Annotated in this window: 19 protein-coding genes and 3 pseudogenes; 12 read left to right on the top strand and 10 right to left on the bottom strand. The window is 62.6% G+C overall.

All coding sequences use genetic code 11. From position 1 onward, the window contains the following. Positions 1 to 42 precede the first annotated feature (42 nt). The 3 genes from AC0L2M_RS12925 to AC0L2M_RS12915 are packed head-to-tail and all read right to left on the bottom strand — an operon-like array spanning position 43 to position 3,509. Positions 43 to 1,254, bottom strand: coding sequence for a mandelate racemase/muconate lactonizing enzyme family protein (locus AC0L2M_RS12925; RefSeq protein ID WP_473535062.1), 1,212 nt, complete (start codon positions 1,252 to 1,254; stop codon positions 43 to 45). Beyond that, positions 1,251 to 2,867: a GMC family oxidoreductase gene (locus AC0L2M_RS12920; RefSeq protein ID WP_473535137.1), complete on the bottom strand. Its 1,617-nt coding sequence runs from the start codon at positions 2,865 to 2,867 to the stop codon at positions 1,251 to 1,253. The genes AC0L2M_RS12925 and AC0L2M_RS12920 overlap by 4 nt, the downstream gene beginning before the upstream one ends. A 57-nt stretch (positions 2,868 to 2,924) precedes the next feature. After that, entirely contained in the window at positions 2,925 to 3,509 is a 585-nt protein-coding gene (locus AC0L2M_RS12915; protein ID WP_473535136.1) for a GNAT family N-acetyltransferase, read from the bottom strand. 205 nt (positions 3,510 to 3,714) lie between these two features. On the opposite strand from AC0L2M_RS12915, the gene AC0L2M_RS12910 reads away from it, so the two are divergent. After that, the gene (locus tag AC0L2M_RS12910) at positions 3,715 to 4,110 is read left to right on the top strand and encodes an acyl-CoA thioesterase (protein ID WP_027151084.1); all 396 of its coding nucleotides are present in this window, start codon (positions 3,715 to 3,717) and stop codon (positions 4,108 to 4,110) included. A gap of 461 nt (positions 4,111 to 4,571) precedes the next feature. On the opposite strand, the gene AC0L2M_RS12905 is transcribed toward AC0L2M_RS12910, so the two are convergent. Further along, on the bottom strand, positions 4,572 to 4,940 hold the full coding sequence (locus AC0L2M_RS12905; RefSeq protein ID WP_473535061.1) for a winged helix-turn-helix transcriptional regulator: 369 nt from the start codon (positions 4,938 to 4,940) through the stop codon (positions 4,572 to 4,574). A gap of 92 nt (positions 4,941 to 5,032) precedes the next feature. Between AC0L2M_RS12905 and AC0L2M_RS12900 the strand changes: the two genes are divergently transcribed. Continuing rightward, the gene (locus AC0L2M_RS12900) at positions 5,033 to 5,638 is read left to right on the top strand and encodes an NADPH-dependent FMN reductase (protein WP_473535060.1); all 606 of its coding nucleotides are present in this window, start codon (positions 5,033 to 5,035) and stop codon (positions 5,636 to 5,638) included. Positions 5,639 to 5,701: 63 nt separating this feature from the next. Here the strand turns inward: AC0L2M_RS12900 and AC0L2M_RS12895 are convergent, their stop codons facing one another. Continuing rightward, on the bottom strand, positions 5,702 to 6,136 hold the full coding sequence (locus tag AC0L2M_RS12895) for a winged helix-turn-helix transcriptional regulator (RefSeq protein ID WP_473535059.1): 435 nt from the start codon (positions 6,134 to 6,136) through the stop codon (positions 5,702 to 5,704). A gap of 97 nt (positions 6,137 to 6,233) precedes the next feature. Here AC0L2M_RS12895 and AC0L2M_RS12890 point away from each other — a divergent pair, with 97 nt between their 5' ends. Both AC0L2M_RS12890 and AC0L2M_RS12885 read left to right on the top strand, forming a co-directional pair. Beyond that, positions 6,234 to 7,214 (top strand): quinone oxidoreductase family protein, encoded by a 981-nt coding sequence (locus tag AC0L2M_RS12890; protein ID WP_473535058.1) that lies wholly within the window; start codon positions 6,234 to 6,236, stop codon positions 7,212 to 7,214. A gap of 754 nt (positions 7,215 to 7,968) precedes the next feature. Beyond that, positions 7,969 to 8,151 (top strand): hypothetical protein, encoded by a 183-nt coding sequence (locus AC0L2M_RS12885; RefSeq protein ID WP_287208949.1) that lies wholly within the window; start codon positions 7,969 to 7,971, stop codon positions 8,149 to 8,151. Between the two features lie 225 nt (positions 8,152 to 8,376). Here the strand turns inward: AC0L2M_RS12885 and AC0L2M_RS12880 are convergent, their stop codons facing one another. Both AC0L2M_RS12880 and AC0L2M_RS12875 read right to left on the bottom strand, forming a co-directional pair. After that, positions 8,377 to 10,221 carry a peroxidase family protein gene (locus AC0L2M_RS12880; protein ID WP_473535057.1) on the bottom strand — a complete coding sequence of 615 codons (1,845 nt, stop codon included), beginning with the start codon at positions 10,219 to 10,221 and terminating at the stop codon, positions 8,377 to 8,379. A 287-nt stretch (positions 10,222 to 10,508) separates the two neighbouring features. Further along, entirely contained in the window at positions 10,509 to 13,709 is a 3,201-nt protein-coding gene (locus AC0L2M_RS12875) for an ATP-binding protein (protein WP_473535056.1), read from the bottom strand. 20 nt (positions 13,710 to 13,729) lie between these two features. Here AC0L2M_RS12875 and AC0L2M_RS12870 point away from each other — a divergent pair. Continuing rightward, positions 13,730 to 13,810 (top strand): annotated as a pseudogene (locus tag AC0L2M_RS12870) (DUF2726 domain-containing protein); the annotation flags it as partial. Positions 13,811 to 14,097: 287 nt separating this feature from the next. On the opposite strand, the pseudogene AC0L2M_RS12865 reads toward AC0L2M_RS12870, so the two are convergent. After that, positions 14,098 to 14,237, bottom strand: a pseudogene (locus AC0L2M_RS12865) (proline iminopeptidase-family hydrolase); the annotation flags it as partial. Between the two features lie 83 nt (positions 14,238 to 14,320). Next, positions 14,321 to 15,082, bottom strand: a complete 762-nt coding sequence (locus AC0L2M_RS12860) for a LuxR family transcriptional regulator (protein WP_287280774.1) — start codon at positions 15,080 to 15,082, stop codon at positions 14,321 to 14,323. A gap of 116 nt (positions 15,083 to 15,198) precedes the next feature. On the opposite strand from AC0L2M_RS12860, the gene AC0L2M_RS12855 reads away from it, so the two are divergent. From AC0L2M_RS12855 to AC0L2M_RS12825, 7 genes are all read left to right on the top strand, one after another. Further along, a complete protein-coding gene (locus AC0L2M_RS12855) occupies positions 15,199 to 16,089 on the top strand; it encodes a proline iminopeptidase-family hydrolase (protein WP_473535055.1) in 891 nt (296 codons plus the stop codon). A gap of 51 nt (positions 16,090 to 16,140) precedes the next feature. Then, a complete protein-coding gene (locus tag AC0L2M_RS12850) occupies positions 16,141 to 17,079 on the top strand; it encodes an ABC transporter permease (protein ID WP_473535054.1) in 939 nt (312 codons plus the stop codon). Further along, complete coding sequence (locus tag AC0L2M_RS12845; protein WP_473535053.1) at positions 17,076 to 17,924, top strand: ABC transporter permease; 849 nt, start codon at positions 17,076 to 17,078, stop codon at positions 17,922 to 17,924. The genes AC0L2M_RS12850 and AC0L2M_RS12845 overlap by 4 nt, the downstream gene beginning before the upstream one ends. Beyond that, a complete protein-coding gene (locus tag AC0L2M_RS12840) occupies positions 17,921 to 19,597 on the top strand; it encodes a dipeptide ABC transporter ATP-binding protein (protein ID WP_473535052.1) in 1,677 nt (558 codons plus the stop codon). Before AC0L2M_RS12845 ends, AC0L2M_RS12840 begins: the two co-directional genes overlap by 4 nt. 48 nt (positions 19,598 to 19,645) lie before the next feature. Then, positions 19,646 to 21,145: an ABC transporter substrate-binding protein gene (locus AC0L2M_RS12835; protein WP_473535135.1), complete on the top strand. Its 1,500-nt coding sequence runs from the start codon at positions 19,646 to 19,648 to the stop codon at positions 21,143 to 21,145. A gap of 634 nt (positions 21,146 to 21,779) precedes the next feature. After that, entirely contained in the window at positions 21,780 to 25,184 is a 3,405-nt protein-coding gene (locus AC0L2M_RS12830) for an adenylate/guanylate cyclase domain-containing protein (protein WP_473535051.1), read from the top strand. 29 nt (positions 25,185 to 25,213) lie between these two features. After that, positions 25,214 to 25,600, top strand: a complete 387-nt coding sequence (locus AC0L2M_RS12825; protein WP_473535050.1) for a YybH family protein — start codon at positions 25,214 to 25,216, stop codon at positions 25,598 to 25,600. 257 nt (positions 25,601 to 25,857) lie between these two features. On the opposite strand, the pseudogene AC0L2M_RS12820 reads toward AC0L2M_RS12825, so the two are convergent. Then, positions 25,858 to 26,828 (bottom strand): annotated as a pseudogene (locus AC0L2M_RS12820) (class I SAM-dependent methyltransferase). Positions 26,829 to 26,921 lie beyond the last annotated feature (93 nt).

Below are 26,921 nucleotides of genomic sequence, written 5' to 3'. Positions count from 1 at the left end.
TTGAGCCTAGCCGGGAAACCCGGTCGCATCTCTTGCGCGCGCTCACGGCGTCAACGGCGTCTGCATCATCTGCAGATGCAGGTCTGTGCCGGTCCAGGGATGCGCTTCGCAGACGGCTTCGTCGAGCTCGACGCCAAGGCCCGGCTCCTTCGACGGAATGACGTTGCCGTCCTGCCACTCGATCTTCTTCTTCAGCAGCTTCTCGTGAAAACCGTCCCACTGCTTCAGCGATTCCAGGATGAGGAAGTTGGGCAAGGTCACGGCAAGCTGGATGTTGGCCGCACCGACGATCGGCCCGCAATAGCAGTGCGGGGCGATCTGGATGTGATAGGCCTCGGCCATGGCGGCGATCTTCTTGGTTTCGAGAATGCCGCCGGAGCGGCCGAGGTCGGGCTGCAGAATGGTCGCGGCGCGGTTCTCGATGACGCGGGCAAACTCGAACTTGGTCGTCAGCCGTTCGCCGGTGGCGATCGGGATCGACGTGCCGCGCGCCACCTGCGCCATCACTTCGGGCATGTCGGGCGGCACCGGCTCCTCGAACCACAGCGGGTCGTAAGGTTCGATGGCGCGGGCCATGCGCAGCGCGCCCGATGCGGTGAACTGGCCATGCGTGCCGAACAGGATGTCGGCCCTTGAGCCGACCGCCTCGCGGATCGCCTTGATCATGCGGGCGGAGAGATCGATGTCGACGAGGCGCGGCTGGTGACCGTCAAAGGCGGTGTAGGGGCCGGCCGGATCGAGCTTGACGGCATTAAAACCCTGCTCGACATATTCGAGCGCGCATTTCGCCGCCAGGTCGGGGTCGTTGTAGACGTTCTTGCCGCGGGCATCTTCCGAATGGACGCTGCCGCTGTGCGGATAGAGGTATGTATAGGAACGAAGCGTTTCGTTAACCTGGCCGCCGAGCAGCTTGTAGACCGGCTTGTCGGCCTCCTTGCCGATGATGTCCCAGCAGGCGATTTCGAGCGCCGAAAAACAGCCCATGCCGGACACGTCGGGGCGCTGGGTGAAGCCGGACGAATAGGCGCGGCGGAAGAAGTTCTCGATGTCGTGCGGATCGCGGCCGATCAGATAGCGCTCGGCCATGTCCTCGATCATCCTCGCGGTGACGTGGGCGGAGAAGGTGGCGTTGTAGGCCTCGCCATAGCCGACGACGCCGCCGTCGGTGGTGAGCTTGACGAAGATGAAATACTTGCCGCCGATGCCGGGCGGCGGATTGCCGACAACCCAGGTTTTGACGTCGGTGATTTTCATTTTTGATCCTCCAGAACCAGTTCGGCGCCCTTCCATCCGGTCATGATCGCGGCGGCGTTGGTGTTGCCGGTGATGTTATCGGGAAAGATCGAGGCGTCGATGACCCGCAAGCTTTCGAGGCCGTGAACTCGCAGGCGCGGGTCGACGACGGCGGCGGTAGCGTCCGGTCCCATGCGGCAGGTCGCGACCGGGTGGTAGACAGTGCCCGAGCGCTTTCTGAAATCCTGGATGAGATCCGCGTCGGAGGTGATTGACGGGCCCGGCAACACCTCTTCCTCGATGATCTCGGCCATTGCCGGCATGGCGGCGATCTTCCGGATGAACTTCACCGCCGCCAGCATTTCGGCGACATCGGCCTCGGTCGAGAAGGCGTTGGCGACGATCTTCGGATAGTCGCGCGGATTGCTGGAGCGGATCATGATCTCGCCACGGCTCGACGGGCGGCAGTTGGACAGGCCGATGGAAAAGCCCGGCCACGGATCTGGGGTCAGGATCGGGCGTTCTCCGCTCTTCGGAATGACGGTCGAGAACGCCTGGAAGTAAAGCTGCATGTTGGGCCGTGCCGCGGCCGGGTCGGTGCGGAAGAAGCCGCCGGCATTGTTCATCGACAGCGACAGCGGGCCGGAGCGCATCAGCACGTATTGCATGCCGACCATGAGCTTGCCCCACCACGGGCGCAGGATCTGGTTCAGCGTCGGCAGCTTGCCCTTGAAAGTGTAGTTGATGCCGACATGGTCTTGCAGGTTCGCCCCGACATTCTCATTGGCGTGGACGACGCCAATGCCAAGCGCGCCAAGCAGCGCCGAGGGACCGATCCCGGAAAGCTGCAGCAATTGCGGCGAGTTGATCGAGCCGCTGGACACGACGATCTCGCGGCCGGCGCGGGCGGTTTTCGTCTCACCATTTTGGAGATACTCGATGCCAACGGCCCGCTTGCCCTCGAACAGGATCCTGGTCGCCAGCGCGTTGATCTCGACGCGGAGGTTTTTGCGCTTCATCGCCGGGCGCAGGAAAGCTCGGGCGGCCGACATGCGGCGGCCATTTTTGGTGGTGATCTGATAAATGCCGGCGCCTTCCTGGGAGGCGCCGTTGAAATCCGGGTTGAACGGCAGGCCGGCCTGATTGGCGGCCGCCAGATAGCGCTTGGTCAGCGGATGGACGGCGGTCGAGCAGTCGCTGATACGCAGCGGGCCGCCAACCCCGCGCCATTGATCGGCGCCGGCCTGATTGTCCTCCAGCGCCTTGAAGACGGGCAGCAGGTCGTCGAAGCCCCAGCCGGGATTGCCGGCCGCTGCCCAATCGTCGAAATCCTCGCGCGCGCCCCTGATCCAGACCATGGCGTTGATCGAGCTCGAGCCGCCGAGCAGCCTGCCGCGCGGCCAATGGTCGACATTGCCGGCGAGGCCGGGGTCCGGCTCGGTCTTGTAGTTCCAGTTGACCGCCGGGTCGAAGAAGGTTTTGCCGTAGCCGAGCGGCATCTGCACGTAGAAGCGCCGGTCGCTGCCGCCGGCCTCGAGCACCAGAACCGAGAAGCGGCCGGAAGCCGACAGTCTTTCGGCCACAACCGAGCCGGCCGAGCCGGAGCCAACGATGATGAAATCATAGGTCTGCATGATGGCTGCGGCCGGCTCCGAAATTTTGCTCAACCTAGACGCCGCGAGCCGCCGCGATCACCGGAGCTTCCGGCATCGCCTGTGAAAAAAGCGACCGGCACTTCGTTTGCATTCGGTGCCCTGACCGAAGCGGCCTTTGCCTCGAGGACAAGCGGTCGGAGCATCATACGCCATGATCAGCATTTTGCCTGAATCATAACGCATGATCGGTCGGGCCGTCACCCTGCGGGCGACGACCCTGAACCCGGCGCGAGCGAAGGTGGAGGCGTATCCGCTGCCGGAAGCGCTCGGCGATACATCGGCATCAAAAGGGTAGGCCTCAAGCGCAGGGGCATCTGCGCGCCTTGCGGATTCCAGCGCCGCTGCGATCAGGTGGGACGTGATGCCTTGCCGGCGGTATGCTTTTCGCACGTAGAGGCAGGACAAGGACCAGACCGGCGCATCATCCACCCGCTTGAGCTGCCACAGCCGATCGAGCCAGGGCACGGCATCGCGCGGTGTCACCTGGCACCAGCCGACAGCAGTATCGCCGTCGAAAGCAAGTACGCCTGGAGGCGGACCATGCTCGACGGCTTGCCGGAACGCAGCCTTGTTTTCCTCGCCTGGTCGCTTTCGATAACAACTGCCGATCCGCCCGTACATACACCAACAGCGACTGCAGACGGCGCTCTCACCGAACAGCTCCTCGAGCGTGGGCCATAGATCAGATGTCAGAGGGCGAGAGGCTAGTTCCATGTCAGCTGCCTTTCCCAACTCACTGTGCGCAGTCTAGCACTTGGCAGTGCGCGTTGACGCATCGGTGCCATCCCGATACGGGAGAAGATCGATATCGAGGGGATTTTGGCGCATGGTGCATTACGCGGACGGACGGCCGATCGGCGATCTGACGCTGAGGACCTTGGCCATGCCTTCGGATGCCAATGCGGCGGGCGACATTTTTGGCGGCTGGGTGATGGCGCAGATGGATCTTGCCTGCGGGATCCGCGCCGCCGAGCGCGCCAAGGGCCGCGTGGTGACGGCGGCGGTGAAGGAAATGTCGTTCGCCAAGGCGATGAAGATTGGCGACACGCTGTGCATCTATACGCATGTCGAGCGCGTCGGCCGCACCTCGATGACGCTCAAGGTCGAGGCATGGGCGCAGCGCTACCTCTCCGACCTGATGGAGAAGGTCACCCACGCCGACTTCGTCATGGTGGCGCTGGACGGCGAAGGCAAGCCGAAGGCCGTTCCGGCGGAAAGCTGACCGGCTGGACGCAGTCAGCTTAATCGGCGCGCCGCTGCCAGCCTCCTGCATGCGAATGGCGATGCGTCGCGTTTGCACATTGCCGTGACCATATCCGGCAGCGCATGGACAATGCGTCAACGATTGCTGAACGGCGCATTGGCAGGCGCGCTTCGCCTTGTTCTGCCTGATGGCCGCGATCGCCTGAGCGAGGTCAAACGAGACGAGGCCGCAGCCAGTTGCGGCTCCGAAAACCGCACCCTCAAGCGGCAAGTGCCGAGCTGCGAAATCTGCCTGCGACGCGACGTAAGACACCGGCGCGAGGAGCGTAAGCAATTGCGGCGAGGGGCGCCATCGACGGCAAGGTGGTCAACCGAGCCCGAAATCGAAACGGGACAGAAGCCGTGCGGGCCGGAATGCAGATGCAGCCGTAGAATTCGTCTACGCTACGCGCGTGCGCAAACCCTTGCAGCGCAAGAGTTTCAGGTATGAAGCCCATCGAACCTCGCGCGAGCGGCCTTGACCCGCTCGGTGTTCTTGCGCGCCCATTCGCCGAGTGCGCCGACCGGCACAAGCAGCTCGTAGCCAAGGTCGGTCAGCTCATAGTCGACGCGTGGCGGAATGGTCGGAAACACGGTGCGGGTGACGAAGCCGTCGCGCTCCAGCCCGCGCAACGTGGTGGTCAGCATCTTTTGCGAAATGCCGCCGACGGCGCTGCGCAATTCGTTGAAGCGCAGCGGCCCGTCACCGAGCTTGCCGACGACGAGCACGGTCCATTTGTCGCCGACGCGCTGCAGGATTTCCGAGATGGCGCGGCAGTCCTCGGTGCGGTGCGGGTGCCTTGGTATCAAAAAGGTGCCTCCTTGCGCCTCGTCGGCGCAGTCACTCATATAGCTCAGGTATCTAAACGATACCAGAAATTCGCCTGAAGGAGAGCCCCTCTATGTCCAAACCCAAAATCGCCATTGTCATCGGTTCGACCCGCGCCGCACGCTTCGCCGACGTTCCGACCCAGTGGATCGCAAAGATCGCCAAGTCGCATGCCGACATCGACGTGGAGGTGGTCGACCTGCGCGACTTCCCGCTGCCGTTCTTCGACGAGGTCGCTTCGTCCGCCTGGGCGCCGTCGCAGAATGAAGTGGCCAAGCGCTGGCAGAAGAAGGTCGCCGAATTCGATGGCTTCATCTTCACCGCCGCCGAATACAACCATGGCCCGACCGCCGTGCTGAAGAACGCGATCGACTACGCTGCCAATGAATGGAACAAGAAGTCGGCAGGCTTCGTCGGCTATGGCAGCGTCGGCGGCGCGCGCGCCGTCGAGCAGCTGAGACTACATGCGGTCGAGCTGCAGATGGCGCCGGTCAAGTCGGCAGTCCATATTGCGTGGGGCGATTTCCTTGCGGTCCGGCAAGGTGAAAAGAAGCTCGAGGAGCTCGAGCACCTGAACCAGGCGGCGACTGCACTGGTCAACGACGTTGCATGGTGGGCCAAAGTGCTGAAGGCCGCGCGCCAGGCCGACGCGGTGGCCGAGGAAGTCAGGGCGGCCTGAACCGCAGACCAGAACAATCCTCCCAAGGGTTCCCGGGGCGGCGCTTGCGTCGCCCCTTTTGATTCAGGCGATGGCTGGCTGCCGCGCCTGCCGAGGCCTGATGATACAGTCGGCGAGGCGGTCCATCTCGTTCAACTCATCCGCATGGTGCTGGCCCCACTCACAGAGCGCCAGAAGGATAGGCTCGAGGCTGAGGCCGAGGCGCGTCGCCGAATATTCGACGCGTGAGGGGATTTCGGCAAAGATCTCGCGTCTGACAAGGCCGTGTTCCTCCATTTCGCGAAGCTGCTGGATCAGCACTTTCTGGGTGATATCAGGCACCAGCGTCTTCAGCGCCGACAGCCGCCGGGGGCCGTCGAAGAGATGGTAGAGAATGACAGCCTTCCATCGGCCCGAGATCACCTTCAGCGCGCGTTCCGCCGGCAGCAGAGGCAGTCTCTTGAGCAGCCTTTTTGTCGGCACCCTTTTGGTCGGCCCCGTTTTGGTCGGCATCGCCATGGTCACCTCCTGGTCAGCAGGGGACAAATGAGTGTGTAGTCGCGATCAGGCAGATAGTGGCAAACAGCAGCCGATGCCATAGCGATGGATGCATGCCATGAGAGCCATTCAACTGAACCGTTTCGGCGGTCCCGATGTCCTGGACGTCGTCGAGATGCCGAAGCCAGAGCCGCAAACAGGCGAGGTGCTGATCCGCGTTCATGCGGCCGGCGTGAATTTCTTCGAAGTGTTGATGCGCGGGGATCGCTACGCGGTGACGCCGCAATTGCCGATGGTTCTCGGCGTCGAGGCTGCCGGCACCGTGGAGGCGCTTGGTCACGGGGTCGACATCTCGCTGACCGGGACACGCGTCGCGGCGCCGCTGTTCGCTTCGAAGCGCCCGTTTGGTGGCTATGCCGACTATGTGACGATCGACGCAAAGCTGGCCGTTCCACTGCCGGAGACACTCTCATTCGAAGACGCGACGGCCTTGATGGTGCAGGGGCTGACGGCCTTTCATCTGCTGCGGCAAAGCCCGCCCGCCGGCAAGTCGGTGCTGGTCACTGCAGCTGCAGGCGGTGTCGGATCCCTGCTGGTCCAGCTCGCCAAACGCCAGGGCGCCAGTGCCGTGATTGCGGTCGCCGGCAGCAGGGCCAAGCTCGATCTTGCCCTGTCGCTTGGTGCCGATGCCGCGGTCGACTACAGCACGTCGGATTGGCCCATGCGTGTACGAGAAGCGGCGGGCGGCGCCGGCGTCGATGTCGCCTACGACATTGTCGGCGGCTCGATGACGGCGGCGTCGCTGCAGGCTCTCGCGCCAGGCGGAGAGCTGGTCTTTGCGGCGCTGGGCAGATACGCGATCGGCGCTGCGGAACTGGAAGCGATGATCACCCGGAACCAGTCCCTGCGAGGTTTTGCCCTGCTTCCGCTGCTCTCTGCCGATGGCCTCAGGGCCAGCCTGTCGGACCTTTTCCAGCTGGCCGCCGGCGGCCAGTTTGCCGTGACGCAAGGCGGCCGCTATCCGCTCGACCAGGCCAACGAAGCGCACCGCCTGCTGGAGGAGCGCCGCTCGACCGGCAAGGTCGTGCTGATACCTTGAGTGGTGTGGTCGATTAACTGCGCACTGGCCGATCGTGGAACCTGTCCGCTCTGCGCCTGATATCGGCCATTGAGGTGACCGTTGCCACTGCCTGAAAGCAGAGATTGTTGGCGACCATTCTGGACGCCGCGATTGCGCCATCTGCGGAAGTTCGAGGCATCCCCAATGAACGGTTAGCAGTCGGACCCGTTCCAGAAGTTCGTGCGCGAGCGCCTACGGAACATTATCTACACCTAATAGATAACCTAGCCGATTTCGAAGAAATGGGACATAGTTGAGGAGCATATGATCTCTTGTTCACGAATCCGGGCGAGTCGCCCGCCAGCGATTGGAGATATGTCATGGCAGCCAATTGGGACCTTACGCAGACACTTAACAATGGTCGGGTCGAGTGGCCGACGGGTCCGATCACAGGCCTCACCTCCGAAGAACCCAGGTGGGTCGACGCCTGGGTTGTGCAGGCTGACGCTGGAGTCGCGTTACCGTTCATTAAATATGTGGGCCCCAGTCAAAGCTCAGGCCACACTCCACATTGGTCAGGTTGGGGGGCGGGGCCGTATACTATGTGGAAGGCAGACGACCCGGGGTGGGCATACGGAAAATTCACGAGCGGATTCGCACTGGGAATCGCGCTCTTGGCTTATCGGGATACCGCCACAAATCCCGATACCCCTGAATTCGAATGGTGGTATGAGATAGTCTGGCTTGCATAACGGCCGCTAACTATCGAGCGCGGCATAGATGGAGGAATGAAATGCCTATCGACGACGTTTATATGAAGAGTTTCCAAAATCAGGTCCAGGTCCTTGAGAACATGAAGACGGGGATTGAGGCTGCGATCGGCAGGGCCCAAAAACGGCTCGCGGAAGTTGAGCAGAAAGTTAACGAGGGGAAATCTACTAAGGAAGCTATAGAGGACGTTTTTAAAAAAAAGTAAAGGTCCGGCGGCTCAAGGCAGTCGGTGTTGGTTCGGAATGACCAACACGGGTCAAAAAGCGGCTATTCATCGAACAGAGGCGAGCGGAAAAATTCGCGGGACCGTCAAGTTGCGACGATACTGCATGAGCGGCTTGCCAGGGGGACCGGTGAACTGGATCTGGACCAGATCGCAGTTGAAGTCAGCACAGCTGAAGGTCCGTCATCGGCGTTCGCAACGCGATTTCTATGGTTGCGTTACCCCGGCGAACGCCACCAGATCGGCCACCGTGAAGTTTCCAGGCGTGGACGAAGGAAGGATAGGTGTGAACCCACCGGCGACGTTCAGATAGGATGACGCATCTCGCTTCAAAATCCTGACAAACGTCTCCGCCACGATCCTGCCGCCGACCGGACCCAACTGATTTCCGCCGGCAAGGACCGCAGCCTCGCGAAGGACGTAATACCACAATGGCGTCTTGTTCAGCAGTAAACCGCCGCTGGAATTCAGCACAGCCATTTCGGCCGCCGGCACCCCAGATGTCAGCTGCGCCGCGGTCATCGGCGCAATGCCGAATGAGTTGGCCATGCCCTGTCCACTCGGCAGACCGAGCGATAGAGCGCGCCGGAGGTTTCGCGTTGCCAGAATCGCCATCATTCCAGTGAATCCGGGCAACGATTCCAATCCGTTAGCGATGAAGCTATCGATTTTCCGGGCCTTGTTGTGAACCGGTACTGGCACTCCGGTGTCAAAGAACGCGTTGAAGTCAACGACCCAGGTGGAAAAGACCGGCAGCCGTGGATCGCGATTGAACTCAAAGACCTGTCCAAGTGTGGCTTCCTTGAAGTTGAAATTCACCCAATACGTATCGCGGATCATACTGTGGCCGAACCGGTACGCTGCCACGGCGAACTCGACGGGCATTCGGAACGAGCTGCCGATGGGAGCAGGTACGCTCGCCATCGCGTTGTTCACGGCAGCCACTCCGCAGATTCTTGTCAAAAAATCGTGCACCACGGCCCATTGGTAGTGATGGGCCACGATTCGTTTGGCCTCTGCGAAGATGTCGCCCGCAAACGCGACTGCCACCAGAAGATCAACGACGGCGTTATGGAAACGCAGCATAGCGTGCTGCAACTGTACGATGATCAGATTTTCGTCGTTGCGCGGATCACCGATCGCAGCAGTGTTCGTACCCTGCATGCGGGGCACATCCCAGTTCGTCTGCTGGACCATGCCCGATTTGTCACCGTTGTTGCTGGGGCCGCCCGGGCCAATAGGAGTGTTCGAGCCCCTGTGCAGCTTGATTGCGGTAACTGGACCAGATGTGGGAAAAACGTAGAGAAACGGATCTAAGCCAGGCCCGCGGCCGTAAACGGACTCCAGATCGAGCGCCGGGCTGCGCATGTTACTGATTGTATTCGCATCCGTAGCGGCGTCGAGAGTCGACGAGACGTCGAACGTGATGTCATGGTCCACAAACTGACCAAAATAAGTGAAGCCTGCTGGTATCGAAGACACGCCCGCATCGGCGGGATTGTGAGAAGCAGGATTAGGATCACGGCCGGGGTCTCCCATCATGTTACCGAGTTGGCCGAGGAGTGCTTGCGTCGCGACATTGAATGGCAATTTCGTTGCCGCACGGGTGGCCGCGGACGACATGTACCCGAAGCGATCTGCACAGGCAGAACTCAGCCAGGGAAACGGGAACCAGTAGAGCGGAATTTTAACGCCGTGAAAACGTCGAATCCCCGGCTTCAGTGCGACGATAGAATCTTTGACGTCTTCCGGTAACTTCTCCACGGGAAGGTCCGCCGGCTTGATGCGATTCGCGCTGGCCAACAGTTGCTCCAGCGAAACGGTGGGCCTCAGATTCGTTTCGGTCACGCGCTTCCGCAACTCCGACAGCACGATCGGCTTTGGGTTAACGAAACCTTTGGGAATCGATGTCTTCTTGAGAAATTCGCGGACTGGCTCGGCAATTTCGGAGCTTGCGGCTGGGTTCGCTGTCTCAGCTTTTCGCTTCGTAGGCTTCGTCGCACCGAGTCGCTCAGGTGTCTGTTTCGCTGGGGCTGTCTTTTTCGTGACCATGCTTGGCCTCTTCGAAAATGATTTCAGGAAGTAGCACCCTCACCCAATGGGAAAGGGGGCCTTCAACAAGTTGGGATTAAGCAGAAAGGCCCATGCAGGCGGCACCCGGCTGGAGGACCCAGGTGTCGAGCCTCAGGTCTGTCTCGCCCGGGTCTAGCTCTAGGCCAGCGGTGAGACATATTTATACTCGTCGATCGTATCGAAGTTCGGGTGGCATCACATCACCTCCGATCCAGAGCGGTTCACAAGCAGGTGCGGGCGATACCCCTTGCCGCCTCCCGACGGTGTCACATTTTGACGAGTTTGCCTAGGCGGAGCTGGGTCGCGGCCGCGGCGACCACGTTTCCCTTCAGCTCGTAGAGATGCAGCGCTCCGGACACAGCGGCGACCGCCTCGTCGCCTCGGCGGGCGGCCTCGAGCACGTGCGACAGGTCGACCAGTGCATCCGCCCGGTCGTTGACGAAGTCGGTCGCTTCGGCGATCGTCACTGCTTCGCGCGCGAGCGCCTCCGCCGCCCGGAGCTCTGCCCGCCGCGCATGCACGCGTGCGCGCACGCGGCGCCAACGGACCTGCGTCACGAGGTCTCCGCTCGCAGCCAGCTGGGCGCTGAGTTTAGCAAAGTCCTCGGCCTCTTCGTCGCGTCCCTGTTCGAGGATCACCACGGCGAGGGACGCGGCCATCGTCGAACGGAACGCGCGCTCGCCCATCTCCTCAAGCGCGCGATACGCCGCGCGCGCGCTCCTCTCGGCCGCAGCGGGGTTCCCGGCGAGCAGCTCGATGACGGCCTCGTGCTCTGAGGACGCCACGTAGAGCGTAAGGCCGAGGTCGGCGTAGGTGGCGTTGCTCGTCGCGATCAGCTCGCGGGCAATCGCGAAGCGGCCGACAATCGCGTTGAGGCACGCGAGCTGACGGAGGATCGCTGCCTCGGACTCGGGGCTTTCGCCCACCTGCACGCGCATCGCCTCGCAACGGCGGATGCCCTCGGCTGCCGGGGTGGGCCCGAACCACAAGGAGGAAGCGATCCACGTGAGGATTTCGTAGTACTCATGCCAATCCCCCGCACGTCGCGCGTGAGCAGCAGCTTGCTCCCAAGCTGCAATGGCGGCCTCGCCGCGAGCCGCGGTGAAGGATAGCCAGGCCTCAAGCCGCCGTGCGCGGCACAGGCCGAGGTCGTCCCCGACGCGCTCGAAGACCGGGATCACCGCAGCTACCGCGCGTGCCGACTCCTCCAGCCCGCCCTCTTCGCCGTGGAAGATCCGGAGGAACTGCCGCTGAACGAGCACATGCGCTGCCAAGCGCTGGTCGTCAGCGGCAGCGGCCAAGCGCTCCGCCTCGTCCAGCGCGCGCCCGGCGTCGTCCAGCCGGCCGCTTTCGATCAGCGCGCCGCTCAAGTCGGCGAGCAGCACGATCCGCCGTGTGTCATCGGTGGGAAGCAGCCGGGAAACCCTCTCAAGCAGGCTGATCGCCGCCGGCAGGTCGCTGCGGACAAGCGCCCGCCGCCCGGCTGCCTCGAGCCGTTCGCACGCCCGGGCGGCAAGCGAGGCCGCGCGCACGTCGCGCGGACCGAGCGCGACACGGTACTGAAAGGCCTGTTCGAGGTGATAGCCGACAATCTCCTCAAACTCGCGTAGCCGGTCCGCGGCCGCTAGCTCGAGCCAGGCGGCGAAGCGCTCGTGCAGGTCGGCGCGCGCATTCTTCGGCAGGGAGCGATACGCGGCGTCGCGGATCAGGACGTGACGGAAGCGATAGGCCTTCTCGCCGGCGAACAACGGCGCCTCCGGGCGGATCAGGTCCCGGCGGACGAGCGCGAGCAAACCGTCCTCGAATGTGTCGAGCACCGGGCCGGCGAGCTCGCTGACGGCGCTCCGATGGAATACTGAGCCCTCGACCGATGCGGCCGTCAGGATGGCGCGCTCGACGGACGGGAGGCCCTCGAGACGGGCAGCGAGAAGCGCGTTGATAGTCGAGGGGACGGGCAGCGCAACGAGGTCCGACGCGGCGACCCAGCTGTCGGGCGCCTGCCTGAGCAACGCGTCGTCGACGAGCATCGCCACGAGTTCCTCAGCGAAGAGCGCATTGCCCTCGGCCGCGCTCGCGATCCTCGACTCGGCAGCGGGCGGCAGCGGCGCGGGGCCAAGAAGGTTGGAGATCAGCTCGCGGCATTCCGCGTCGCTGAGCCGCTCCAGGACGATCGACGTCGCGTTGCGTTTGCCGGCCCCCCAGCCAGGACGCGCGTCGAAGAGCTCCGGCCGCGCGATGCAGATGAGCAGGATCGGGAAATCGCGTGAGAAGTCGGCGACGTGCTCGACTAAGTCGAGGAATGTCGACTCGGCCCAATGGACGTCGTCCACCACAACGACGAGCGGCCCCGCTCGCGCGAGCGCCTCAAACAGCCTCCGGACGGCCCAGGCGGTCTCCTCGGTCGTCCCTTGTCCCGCGCCGCCAAGCCCGAGCGCCCCGGTCACACGCTCGGCAATCAGCCGGGCCTTCTCGTCGCCTGCGAGCCGCGCCTCGATCACCGATGCGAGTTGCTTGCCGGAGTCGGCTCCCTCCGCGCGGGTAAGCTCCCGGACGATCTCGGCCAGCGGCCAATAGGTGATGCCCTCGCCATAGGGCAGACAGCGGCCGTGCAAGACTGTGACATCCTCGGCAAGGCCGCTCGTGAACTCCCGTACGAGCCGCGACTTTCCCACACCCGCGTCGGCGAGAATGGTGACCAGGTGGCAGGTCCTATCGCCGACCGCGTTGCGGAAGACGGTCTCAAGCAAGGCTCGTTGGCGTTCGCGCCCGACGAAAGGCGAGTCGAAGCGGCGCGCAACGCCAGGGGCGTGGGCGTGGACATCTAACACGACGAGGGCGCGGATGGTCGCGCCGCGCTTGAGTGCGCGCGGCCCGCTGGGCTCGACGACGACCGCATCGCGCACGAGCTTGTGCGTCGGCTCCCCTATCAGGATCTCACTCGCCGTCGCTGCCTCCTCAAGGCGCTTCGCGACAATGACGGCCTCTCCGGCGACTGACAAGTATCCCTGCGTTTGGTCGCTGGCGATCACCTCGCCGGTGTTGATGCCGATTCGGTTCATAAGGCGGACGCCCCAACCGGCTTCGAGCTCGTGGTTAAGGATGGCAAGTGTATCGCGCATCTCCACCGCTGCCCGCACCGCGCGCAGCGCGTCGTCTTCGTGGACGAACGGCATGCCGAACACAGCCATGATCGCGTCCCCCATATAGTTGTCCACGATTCCGCCGTGCCGTTGAACGACGGCGCTCAACTCGCCGAAGTACCGGGAGAGCAAGTTCCGGAGCGCTTCTGGATCGAGGGAGAGGCTAAGCCGCGAGGAATCAACGATGTCGGCGAAGAGGATGGTGACCGTCTTGCGGGCGTCCGGCCCGGGCTCCCGCGCGTCCGGCGCTGCCGCCTTAGCTGGAACCGAGGAAGCCGCCTTAGGCCTCCGCTTCGGATTCGGCCGGAGATGGTTGTCCGATGACATGGCACGGCTCCGTGTCTTAGCCTCCCGACGCCGCTGACCAGTTGCGGATTGTCATGGGTGCTGATTTCACGATACAGCCGCTTCTCAACAAGAACAAAGCGGTTTCCTCGCCGGTCAAAACTCCCGCACTTCTTCCAAAGATATCTTTTGGGCTATCTGCGGGGCTTTAGTTGGCTTCTCCCTCATAGGTGGAAGAACCGGCTGCAAACTTGCCGAGCGGTCCGTCCGCAGAAAGCGATACCCGCACTATTAGGAATAACCACCGGGCCTGCTGGGGTGAAACCCAGCGGGCTTTCTCGCGTGTCATATTCAACAAGGATCAGATGCAGACCCCAATTACAGATCGAATGAACCAACACAAGCGGGCTTGGTGCCTGCCAGTTACAGCTCAGTCCTGCGTCTTGAGGAAGTCCGAGACAGTGCGCATGCAGAGGTCCCGCTCCTCGACATGCGGCATGTGGCTCGAATGTCCGAAACGCGTTCCACATAGGGTCGAACCACCTCGGGTGTAGCCTCGTCGTGGCGGCCACGGCGCTCTCCTCGTTGCGGCGAGCATCATAGGGCGAGCCTGTCAGAGGGGGGCAGCTATGAAAAGTGATAGGGTCTTTTCGTCAGTTGTCGAGCAGGCGGAAATGCGCGGCGCGAACGACGGCCTGCGTGCGGTTCCTGGCGCCCAGCTTCCTGGCGGCGGCGGTGAGGTGCATGACGACCGTAGGAATCGAGCGCCCGATGACGCGCGAGATCTCCTTGGCAGAGAGGCCATGTGCCGAATGGCGGAGACACTCGCGCTCGCGCTCAGTCAAGGACGGCAGGAGCGGACTGAGAGCCGATCGGTCGTAGAGGGCGTAGGCCATATCGTGGAAGACATGCGCCAGCAAGCTAAAGCGCGCGATGGTTCCCGCATCCCGATCTACCATCTCGTCCGCGCCGAGGCGGATGCCGGTAACCGTGGCATAGCCGCCGCGCGGCATGTGGATAGGGATCGTGACGCCGCTAGTGAGGTCGCGCTCGCGCAGATAGCGCGCAACGGGTTCCGTAGTCTCGTCGAGGAGCGCTCCTATCTCGGTGTCGATCTCCTTGTCGTAGCTCCAGGCGAAGGGGGTGGAGCTGCGCGCCGCCACGATCTGCACCGGATCGATGCGGAAGTAACCTCGATCGCACCAATAGTCGCGCATGTCATCATCGATGTTACGCAGCTTGAGCATCGACGGGATCATGATAGCGCCGTCGAGATCGTACGGGATGGGCGTGTAGTCGTAGACCAGCGCGTCGTAGCCTAGGCCGGACAGGGCGGCGAACGCCTCGTCGATGCATTCGTCCAAGGTGCCATGGCGAGTGAAACGCTGCCTGATCGTTGTGATTTCGTCCAGCATGAGCTCTTCCGCCGACATCCTCCCGGACCCACCCTATCACTTCTTATAGCTGACGCACTCCCAACGTTTCGCTTAAAGTATGAGCATGCCTAAAAGCTGTGCATTCGGAGCGTATCATGTGGCGTGAGATGGCGGCGGACGATCGCATCGAGGTAAATGTCGACGGCTTTAAGGTCGTCGCCTACAGCTTCGGCTCCAGCACCGAGACGGTGTTCTGCCTCAACGGCGGGCCTGGCCTGGCCTGCGACTACCTTCGCGAATCGCACTCCTGCCTGGTAGACCAGGGATACAGGGTCGTGGCGTTCGACCAGCTTGGCACCGGCGCCTCCGACCGGCCGACGGACACCTCGTTGTGGACTATCGCGCGCTACGTCGAGGAGACCGAGACGGTTCGCAAGACGCTGGGACTCGGCAATGTCCACATGCTGGGTCATTCCTGGGGCGGCTGGCTGGCGATCGACTATGCGCTTGCCTACCAGGAGAACCTGCAGACGTTGATCCTCGAGGATACCGTCGCCGACATGCCGCATCTTGTTCTGGAACTGGAACGCCTGCGCGCCTCGCTGGGACCCGAGACCGTATCGATGATGCAGAAGCACGAGGCGCAGGGAACCTACGATCATCCGGAATACATGGCGGCGGTGACGATCCTCAACTACCGCCATGTCTGCCGCCTGCCCGAATGGCCGGCGCCGGTGCGCCGCTCGCTCGACGACTGGAACATGGGACCCTACGCGACCATGCAAGGTCCGAACGAGTTTCTCTACATCGGCAATCTCAAGGACTGGAACCGGGTGCCCGACCTGCCCAGGATCAAGGTGCCGGTGCTGATCACGCATGGCGAGCACGACGAACTGACACCAGCCTGTGGTCTGCGCATGAAGCTTGGCCTGCCGCAGTTGGAGTTGCACATCATCCCGAATGCGAGTCACATGCCCTTCTACGAGAACCCAGCTGCATACTATCCGATCCTTTTAGGGTTCCTCTCGCGCAACAAGGCAGGCTGATGCAGGCCGAATGCAGGGGAAAGGGAGCGGACGGGGAAACACCTCAGGGCCATGCACCGCTATAAGTTCGTTCTATACCGTCCGCTTCAGTTCCTGCCGGTGCTGTTCGGCATCAGCGTGATCACGTTCATCCTTGTCCGGCTGATCCCCGGCGACCCCGCTCGCGTTCTGCTCGGCGTCCGCGCCACCCCCGAAGCGATCGCCCGCATCCGCGCGCAGTACGGCCTCGATGAGCCCATGCTCGCCCAGTATTTCTACTTCCTGCGCAACCTCGCGGACGGCGAGATGGGGCGCTCGATCCTCTACAAGATCGATGTGCTGAAGCTGATCGCCACGCGCATCGAGCCCACTCTGACGCTGGTGCTTTGCAGCGTTGTGCTGTCGGTATTGATCGCCGTGCCGGTGGCGGCGATCGCGGCGCGCAATCAGGGCAGGCTGGCCGACCAAGTTATCCGCATCGTTTCCACCTTCGGCATCGGCTTCCCGCCCTTCTGGCTCGGCCTGATGCTGATCATCCTGTTCAGCGTCGAACTCGCCATTCTCCCGGTGTCCGGTTACGGCAACACGCTTTCTGAAAAGCTTGCACATCTCGTGCTGCCGAGCCTCACTGTCTCGCTGTCGCTGTCGACCGTTCTGGCGCGCAGCTTGCGTGCGGCGATGGTCGAAGGCTTGAAGTCCGACGTGGCGACTGCCGCGCGCGCGCGCGGCATGCCGGAGAGCATCGTGTTCTGGCGCCACGTGCTGCCAAATTCGTTGGTGCCGACCGTCAACCTTCTCGCCGTAAACATAGGTTGGCTGATAGGCGGCACCGTCGTGGTGGAGACCGTATTCGCGCTGCCCGGCATGGGCCAGCTGCTGGTGCGCGCCATCTTCTCGCGCGACTACATGGTCGTGCAGGGCGTGGCGATGGTCTTCGCCTGCGCCACCGTGCTGATCAACTTCCTGGCTGACATCGTCACGGTGGCTCTCGATCCGAGGGTGAAGCTGTGAGCGAGCCCTTGGCCGCGCCCGCGCTCGGCAGGAAGGGCCGCTTTCGCCGCCGCGGTACGCTGGCGGCCGGCGTCTTCCTGCTTGGGGCGTTCGTCTTCCTCGCGCTCGGCGCGCTGCTGATCGCGCCCTACGATCCGATCGCCCAGGACGCGACAGCACGGCTCCAGGGGCCGTCCTGGCTGCACCCGTTCGGGACCGACAATTTCGGCCGCGACATCCTCTCGCGCGTCATCTGGGGTACGCGCATCGACCTCAAGATCGCCGTCATCGGCGTTATCTTCCCCTTTCTCATCGGCACCACGCTGGGTACGGTAGCCGGCTTCTTCGGCGGGATAGTCGACGCCATCTTCATGCGGCTGGTCGACGTCATCTTGGCCTTCCCGTTCCTGGTATTGATGCTGTCGATCATTGCGATCCTGGGGCCTGGCCTGGCCAGTTTTTACATCGCCATAGCCCTCGTCGGCTGGGTTTCCTACGCGCGGCTCATCCGCGCCCAGATGCTCGTGCTCAAGAACCACGACTACGCGGTTGCGGCGGTCAGCCTCGGCTTCAGCCGCATGCGCATCATGTTCCGTCACCTCCTGCCCAATGCCGCTGCCGGCTCGGTCGTCTTCGCGATGTCCGACGCGGTCCTCGTCCTGCTGAATGGCGCGGCCATTAGCTATCTCGGGCTGGGCGTGCAGCCGCCAGTCGCGGAGTGGGGCGTGATGGTGGCGGAAGGCCAAGCCTTCGTCACCACCGCGTGGTGGATTACACTGTTCCCGGGGCTTGCGATCGTGACGCTCGCCTTCGCCTTCAGCATGATCGGCGACGGGCTGGCCGATTTGTTCGGGGTTCACGAGTGATCGCGGCGCTGCTCAAGGTCACCGACCTGACGGTTGTCCATGACGGTGACGGCGGGGAGCGTATCCTGCTTGATGCCGTGTCGCTCGATCTCGCCCCGGGAGAAGTGCTCGGGCTGGTCGGCGAGAGCGGGTCGGGCAAGAGCCTGCTCTGCCGCTCACTCGTTAGGCTGCTGCCATCGAGCCGGCTCAGGATCAGCGGTGGCTCGATCACACTTTCCGGGCGTGAGCTGACGACCGCGCCGGAAGCCGAGATGCTCGCGGTGCGCGGCGGTGAAATCGGCATGATCTTTCAGAATCCGAGCAGCCATCTCGACCCGGTCATGAGGATCGGCGACCAGATCACCGAGGGCATCCGCTTTCACCAGCGGCTGGACGCCAAGGCGGCGCGCGCCGCGGCGGTGGATATCCTCGCCCAGGTCGGGTTTCCGGATCCGGCTCGGCAATACGATAGCTACCCGCACGAATTCTCCGGCGGCATGCGCCAGCGCGCCATGATCGGCGCGGCGCTATCGAGCAATCCCAGGATCCTGATCGCCGACGAGCCGACGACGGCACTCGACGTGACGATACAGGCGCAGATCCTGCGGCTTCTGATGGACATCCGCGCCAGGCGTGGACTCTCGGTGATCCTGGTCACCCACGATCTCGGCATCGTCGCCCAAGTCTGCGACCGCATCGCGGTGATGTGGCAAGGTCGACTGGTGGAGATTGGAGAGAAGCGCGGTCTGCTTGCGGCGCCGGCGCATGCCTACACCCGTTCGCTGATCGCCAGTCATCCCTCGCTGCCGGAGGAGGACATGCCGGCAAAGGCTGAGAAGCTCCGGGCACCCGGAGCGGTGCCGGTGGTCGACATCGAGAAGCTGCACGTGCGCTTCGCCACGGGCGGCCTGTTCCGGCGAGGCGCGGTTGATGCCGTCAATGGGGTCACACTCCGTGTCATGCCGGGCGAAACGGTCGGAATTGTCGGCGAATCCGGAAGCGGCAAGAGCACTCTGGCGCGCGCCGTCCTTGGACTTACGCCGGTCTCGTCAGGCACGATTCGGTTCGATGGTATGGACATCGCATCGGATCGCGCAGTCCTCGGCATGCTGCGACGTCAAACCGCCATGGTTTTCCAGGACCCCTACAACGCCCTCAATCCTCATCTTACCGTTGGCAAGATGCTGGCCGAGGTCCTGCGGGTACAGGGCAAGATCGAGACCGCGCAAATTCCGGCACGCTGCGGCGAACTGCTAGACCTGGTCGGATTGGGGCGCGCGTTCCTCGACCGCAAGCCGCGCTCGATGAGCGGCGGCCAATGCCAGCGAGCCGGGATAGCTCGCGCGCTCGCCGTCGACCCGAAACTTATCATTGCGGACGAGTGCGTGGCCGCCCTCGACGTCACCATCCAGGCGCAGATCGTGGAGTTGTTCCGCGAACTGGTGGAACGTATGTCGCTCACGCTGATATTTATCGCTCACGATCTCGCAATCGTTCGCAATCTCTGCCAGCGTGTTGTGGTGATGCACCGCGGCGTGATCGTCGAGGAAGGTCGGTCGGAGGAAGTGTTCTCCCGGCCGAAGCATGCCTACACCGCCGCGCTGATTGCCGCCGTTCCGCATATCGATCCGGACAAGCCGCTGCTTGCTCCCTCGAACATGGCGACCCCGCAGGCCGACGGGGTCGCAAACTGAAACCAAAGGCAAACCAGAAGGGGAATACCGATGTTAAGAAGCAAATGGATGCGCATCGGCTTGGTCACCGTTATGACCAGCCTGTCCCTGGGGGCGACGCTCGCAGAAGCCGCCGGCGTACTCACGATTGGCCGGCGCGAAGACTCGACCACCTTCGATCCGATCAAGACCGCCCAGAACATCGACCTGTGGGTGTTCGCCAACGTCTATGACGTGCTGATCCGCGTCGACAAGACGGGCACCAAGCTGGAGCCCGGTCTCGCCGAGAGTTGGGAGGTCAGCCCGGACGGCCTCACCTATACGCTCGAGCTGCGCGACGCGAAGTTCTCGGACGGCTCCGACCTGACGGCCGACGACGTGGTGTTCAGCCTCACCCGCATCAGGGATGACGAGGGCTCGCTGTGGGCGGATCCTTTCAAGGTGATGGATACGGTCGAGGCAACCGATCCAAAGACCGTCACGATCAAACTCAAGCAAGCGACCGCGCCGTTCCTGGCGACGCTGGCCTTCCCGATCGCCTCGGTTCTTTCCAAGAAGGGTTTTGAGGCGCTCGGTCCGGAGAAATATGCCGAAACACCCATCGGCTCTGGCGCCTTCACCATCACGGAATGGAGGCGCGGCGACCGTGTCATCCTGGCGAAAAACCCGCATTTCTGGGAGGCCGATCGTGTCAGCCTCGACGGCGTCGAGTGGATCTCCGTGCCGGACGATAACACCCGCATGCTGAACGTGCAGGCCGGCCAGCTCGACACCGCGATCTTTGTGCCGTTCTCACGCGTCGCCGAACTGCAGAAGGATTCCAACCTCACCGTCCATCTCGACCCGTCGACCCGCGAGGATCACCTGCTGATTAACCACGAGCATGGCGCGCTGGCGAAGAAGGAGGTGCGGCAGGCCCTCGACATGGCCATCGACGAGCAGGCTGTGGTCGACACGGTGACGTTCGGCTACGGCGAGGTCGCAAACTCCTACGTCCCGAAGGGCGCACTCTATTACTACGCCGACAATCTGAAGCGGCCCTACGATCCGGAAAAGGCCAAGCAGATGCTGGCCGACGCCGGGGCCTCGGACCTGACGCTCAACTACGTCGTGCGGGCCGGCGACGAGATCGTCGAGCAGACGGCCGTGCTGCTGCAGCAGCAGCTCGCCAAAGCCGGAGTCACCGTCCAAATCCAGAAGGTCGACCCGAGCCAGGAATGGGACATGCTGGTGGCCGGCGACTATGACGTCGGTGTCAACTACTGGACCAACGACATCCTCGACCCAGACCAGAAGACCACCTTCGTTCTCGGCCACGACGCGAACATGAATTACATGACCCGCTACAACAACGAGAAGGTCAAGGAGCTGGTCGCGGCGGCGCGCATCGAGATGGATCCGGCCAAGCGCGAGCAAATGTACACCGATCTGCAGAAGATGGCCAAAGAGGACGTCAACTGGATCGATCTGTACTACAGCCCGTTCATCAACGTCTCGCGTATTAACATCGAGAACTTCTACCAGAATCCGCTGGGCCGGTTCTTTCTGGAAGACGTGGTCAAGAACTAGACTTGTGAACGAAGCCACGGAACGCCGCTCTGCGGCGTTCCGCCCAGCACTGACAACACGTTTGGCGTGCCGCCCGTCTGACCGCGCGTCGTTTGTTGGGACAGGTGAGCGATCTGCTGCTGTCGCTACTTTCTGACAGTTCCGCGCTGATTGCGGACGGTCCGCACTTGTGAAGGGTTTCGGGCGCCGGCATGCCGTCTCCGGAAAACGTCGATACTACACGATTTATCGGCATACCGGCAACTAGTGGCCCACCGGCAATGCCACTGGAACGGCCCCTCAGGTGAAGGTTTTTCGATGTGGGCCGCAGCGCGAGGGTGCGGGCTGGGATCGACATCAGCCCGCGTTGGAAAACCTCCCAAGCCATCGAGCCATGGAGCCTGAACCGTGATGAACAGCGGCGCGACGCGAGCCGTTAGACCCTGACGCAATCGCCATTTCCGAAGGGTCGGCCAGGGACTGCGAACCAACTTTAGCTATTTCCCTCCGGACCTTTTGGTCCTGCTCCGTCCTCCCAAGACGGCTCGTGCACGTCGCGCCAGCGTCGTGGGTGCACGAAGGAGCGTGTTATCGCAATGTCAGTGTGATAAACTTGTTCCCCGCCGAAGGAGGGCCGATGGCCGTGAGGGGCCAAATGAATATTGCAGTTTGGCTCAAGAGCTTGGGCCTGGAGCAATATGTTCCGGTTTTCGATGACAACGCAATCGATGCCGAAATCCTGCCCCGCCTCACCGCCGAAGACCTGAAAGAAATTGGGGTTGGCGCGCTTGGCCATCGCAAGCGAATACTTGAGGCGATTGCCGCGATGGAAGGCCAGCCGGAGGTAGTGTCGGCCAAGCCGGCTTCTGCCTCACCAGTTCCGATGTCGGCTTCGGTTGAGCGGTTCGGCGAACCCGGTCGCCCCCGGGAGGCGGAACGGCGGCAACTGACGGTCATGTTTGTGGATCTCGTCGGTTCTACGGCGCTCGCGACGAGGCTTGACCCCGAGGAGATGCGCGACCTCCTGAGGCAGTTCCAGAATACCACGGCTGGCGAAGTCCTTCGCTTCCAGGGGCACGTCGCGAAGCTCATGGGCGACGGGGCGTTGGCCTATTTCGGTTGGCCGCAGGCGCATGAAGACGAAGCCGAACGCGCCGTCCGTGCCGCGCTCGCGGTAGTGAGCGCTGTCAGCGGTCTGTCCGTCAAGGGCGGTCAGCAACTCTCAGTCCGTGTCGGGATCGCGACCGGGGTGGTGGTCGTAGGTGACCTCATTAGCATCGGCTCAGCGCAGGAGAACGCGGTCGTGGGAGAGACTCCCAATCTTGCCGCGCGGCTCCAGGCCATCGCCGAGCCGGGAACGGTAGTCATCTCTGAGCTCACCTATCGACTTATCGGAAACCTGTTCGAGGTGACCAGCATTCCGCCGCAGAAGCTGGCAGGGTTCGACACGCCCGTCAGCGCATTCAAAGTGATTGGAGAGGGCCGCGCAGAGAGTCGGTTCGAAGCACTTCATGCAGACGAATCTGCGCCGCTTGCCGGGCGCGAACACGATGTCGCCTTGCTGCTCGACCGGTGGCGGCTCGCGGCGTCCGGTGAAGGACAAGTCGTCGAGCTGTTCGGCGAGGCTGGCATTGGCAAGTCCCGTATTCTGCAAGAGCTGCGGGAGCACTTGAAAGACGAGGCACACACGCGACTGCGGTACTACTGCTCCCCCTATCACGTAGAAACCGCCCTTTATCCTGTTACGGATCAGTTACTCCGAGCCGGGGACATAAGGCGGACCGACCCGCCCGACCGTCAGCTTGACTGTCTCGAGCAGCTTCTTGCCGATTCGACCAAGTATCCAAACGAGGCAATACCGCTGATCGCCGCATTGCTGTCCATCCCGACTGAGGGGCGCTATCCCAAGGTCGATCTTATGGCGCAAAAACAGAAGACGCGCACGTTCGAGTTGCTGATCGAGCAACTAGAGGCTCTTGCCCGCAGCCAACCAGTGCTGATGCTGCTTGAGGACGCGCATTTTTTAGATACGACCTCGGCCGAGCTGTTCGACCAAATCGCAAGCCGGATTCGGCAACTGCCTGTACTGCTGATTGCAACTTCGCGTCCGGAAGGCGCAGTCCGCTGGAGTGGTCTCCCGCACGCGACATTTTTGACGCTCAATCGGCTCAGCCGCGCCCAGGCGGCCTCTATCATTGCAGCGATGACAGGGGGCAAGCAGTTGCCGACCGAAGTGCTGGACCAGATTCTGTCCAAGACCGAGGGCGTTCCGCTGTTTGTCGAAGAACTGACCAAGGTCGTCCTTGAATCAGGCCTGCTTCAAATGCGCGATGGAGAGCTGGTTCTGGCTGGCCCGCTACCTCCGCTGGCGGTTCCAGCGACGCTCCACGACTCGCTGATGGCCCGCCTCGACCGTTTGGATTCTATCAGGGACGTGGCGCAGGTCGGAGCAGTGATCGGGCGCGAATTCACGCACGAGCTGCTTGCCGCAGCCACGGGCCTTCCTGAATTGGAACTTGAGCGCGCAACGAACCAGCTGGTCACGTCGGGCCTTGTTTTCCGCCGTGGCAGTGACACTCAAGCGAGCTATGCCTTCAAACATGCACTCGTGCAGGATGCGGCGTACAGCAGTCTGCTGCACAGCCGCCGTCAGCAGCTGCATGCTCGGATTGCCTTGATTCTCCAGGAGCGCTTCCCCGAAATCGTAGCCACGGAGCCCGAACTGCTTGCCCACCACTTTGGTCAGGCGGGCCTTTTGGAAAAGGCTGTCGAGTACAATGAACTGGCCGGTCGCCGAGCGCTTTCGCGCTCGGTCCTGACGGAGGCGCTCGCCCGATTCGACAACGCGTTAAGCGGGCTTTCGGCGATGCCCCCGTCCGAGGAACGTTCGCGCAGAGAACTTTCAATCCGGCTGGCGCTCGGCAGCACGCATGTTGCGGCACATGGCTTCGCCGCACCTCCAACGGCGGAGGCCTACGGTCGGGCGCGCGAACTTTGTGAAGAGCTGGGCGAGACGCGTCAGCTCTTTCCGGTGCTTTACGGCCTGTGCCTTTACCACCTCTATGCTGCCGAATTGGCGGAAGCACGTGGCGCAGCAGACCGCCTGCTTGAATTGGCGGAAGCCAACAATGATACCGGGCTCGCCTTCTTTGCTCATCGGGCCGCCGGCGTCAGCGCGTTGCCTGCCGGCGAGTTCTCCCGCGCCCGGATACATCTGGAGGAGGCGCTTGCCCTTTACGATCCCCGAGCGCACAGATCGCCGGCGTTTGTTTACGCCTTCGATCCGCACGTCGTGTGCCTGGACTATCTCGCCCGCACATTACTGCCGCTTGGGTTTGCCGATCAGGCTCTGGCGGCCAACGACGAGGCGGTTGCGGAAGCGCATCGTGTGGGTCATCGCAACAGCCTGGCTCTGCCACTATTCTTCGGCGGCGTCATCCGCCAGATCATTGGCGATCACCAAGGCGTCCAGGAGCGGTGCGCAGAATTAACCCGCGTTGCCAGCGAAGCCGGATTCCGCTTGTGGCTCGCCGGCGCCACAATCTTAAGCGCTTGGACAAACGCCGAGGCAGGTGATTTTGATCGTGGCCGCCTCGAACTCCAACGAGGTATTACCGAGTGGCGCGCGACCGGCGCAGAATTCATGGTTCCTTATTTCATTGCCCTTCAGGCGCAAATCGAGGTCAGAGCCGGCGATCATGGTGCTGCACGCCTTCTGCTCGAAGCCGCGCAAGCAGGGATTGAGCGCACCAAAGAGCGTTGGTTTGCGGCCGAGATACTGCGTCTGCAGGGGGAGGTACTGCTGCAACTTGGGGAGGACAAAACCGGAGGTTCGAGGAATCGCCTCCTGGACGCACTGGCGACGGCCCGGGCTCAGGGAGCGCGTTTCTGGGAACTGCGTGCTGCACTGAGCCTCGTGCGAGCCAACTGTCCCGCGCCTGGCGCGCGCGAGCAGCTCGCACTGATTTATTCCGGGTTTACTGAGGGCCTGACATTGCCTGACCTGCAAGCCGCACAGACGCTCGCAACAACGAATGAAGGCCTTCGGGCCGCGAATTGATTGAGAAGGCGATAAACAAGGAGGACGCCATGACACAATCGACTGAGAGTATCAGCGACGAAATTCAGCGAGCAAACGATCACTGGAATTCGGCCTTCAACAGCGGCAATGCTGACGCAGTAGCTGCACTCTATACACAGGACGCGGTCGTGTTGCCATCCACTCACGCAGTCGTCAGGGGAACGAGCGCAATCAAAGACTTCTGGAATGGATTGATCTCGGCCGGAGTGAAGGATCATCGCATCGAGATGATCGATGCGCAGGCTGTCGGCGACATTGCCTATGCAACAGGGAAATGGTCGGCCAACGCTTTGGACGAAGGCGGTAAAACGCAGCGCTATGAGGGAACTATCGTCACGATCTTCAGGCGCCAGGGCGATGGATCCTGGAGAGCCTGCCTCCACACTTGGAACTGAGGCTGCGCCGTCGCGCATCCGGACCGTCGCGGTTTTGCGGCCTGACGGCCGCAGCCGGTTTTTGTCCCCTTTCGGTGACGCCCGCCTCCGCACTTCACTTCGACGGCCGAAGGTGCGTTTTCCAGGCAGGTGCACGAAAGGGCCCGGCAGCGGGGACCACCGCTCCCTGCCGCAAACTGACACAGCAGGCCGCTCCGACCACGATCTTCCGAGCCGTCAATTGACAGATGCTTGATGTTCGTCGCTTTGCTATCTGTTCAGGTCGCTTCGAGAACCATGTTGAGCGGAGTCTGCGCGGCCCTGCGAACCTTGGTGAAGCCGCCGGAGCGGATGACTTCGGTCAATCGTTTCTCGCCCGCCTGGGCGCCGAGTGCGAGCCCAGCCTCCTGCGCCAGCGAGGTTGGCACACAGATCATCGTGGAGGCGGAATAGTACATCCTGCCGATCGGATTGATATTGTCCTCCAGCGTATCCCCGGCCATCGGTTCGACCACCATCCACGTGCCTCCCTTGTTAAGCGCTTTGCGGATGTGCACAGCGGCGGTCTTCGGATCGCCCATGTCGTGCAGGCAGTCGAAGCAGGTGATCAGGTCGAAGTCGCGGCCGGCGAAGTCCTGCGCCCGGCCGACCTCAAAGCTCACATTCGCTACCGCATGTGCCATTGCGTGCGCGGTCGCGGTGGCAATCGAGGCGGAGTGGAAGTCGTATCTGGTGAAACGAGACCTGGGAAACGCCTGCGCCATCAGGATGGTCGACAGACCGTGCCCGCATCCCACATCGGCTACATCAGCTCCGGCCTTCAGCTTGTCGGCAACGCCATCGAGGGCCGGGAGCCACTCCTGCACCAGCGCATTCACATAGCCCGATCGGAATAGCCGCGCCACGGCACAGAACATGCAGCCGGCGTGGTCGCCCCAGGCGACACCCTTGCCAGTCTTGAAGGCCGCCTGCACCTTCGGCTGGTTCTCGACCATCGCGACGGCGGTGTCGAAAGCGCCGATCATGTTGACAGGACTGTTCGGTTCCGCGAACACGAACGCCTGCTCAGGTGTCAGCCAGAAACTTCCGCGCTCGTGCTGGACGTAGCCGGAGGCCGCCTGCGCAGCGAGCCATTCGCGCACATAGCGGGATCGCCGATCCGTACCAGCGGCACGCTGACAGCGCCGCCGAGGTCTCCAAGCACGCGCCCGACCAGTTCATTCAGCTTCGTTTCGTCAACCTGGGTCATGTCGATTTCTCCTCGCCTCCAGCAGCATCCCGCGCCAGTCAGTTCGAGGATGAGGCCAAGTTTGCCTGCTGGCATGAGGCAACTGTCCCTCAC

The organism is Mesorhizobium sp. WSM4806, assembly GCF_055811635.1.
Note: the sequence above shows the minus strand (reverse complement) of the source record. Positions and strands in the feature narration are given on the sequence as shown.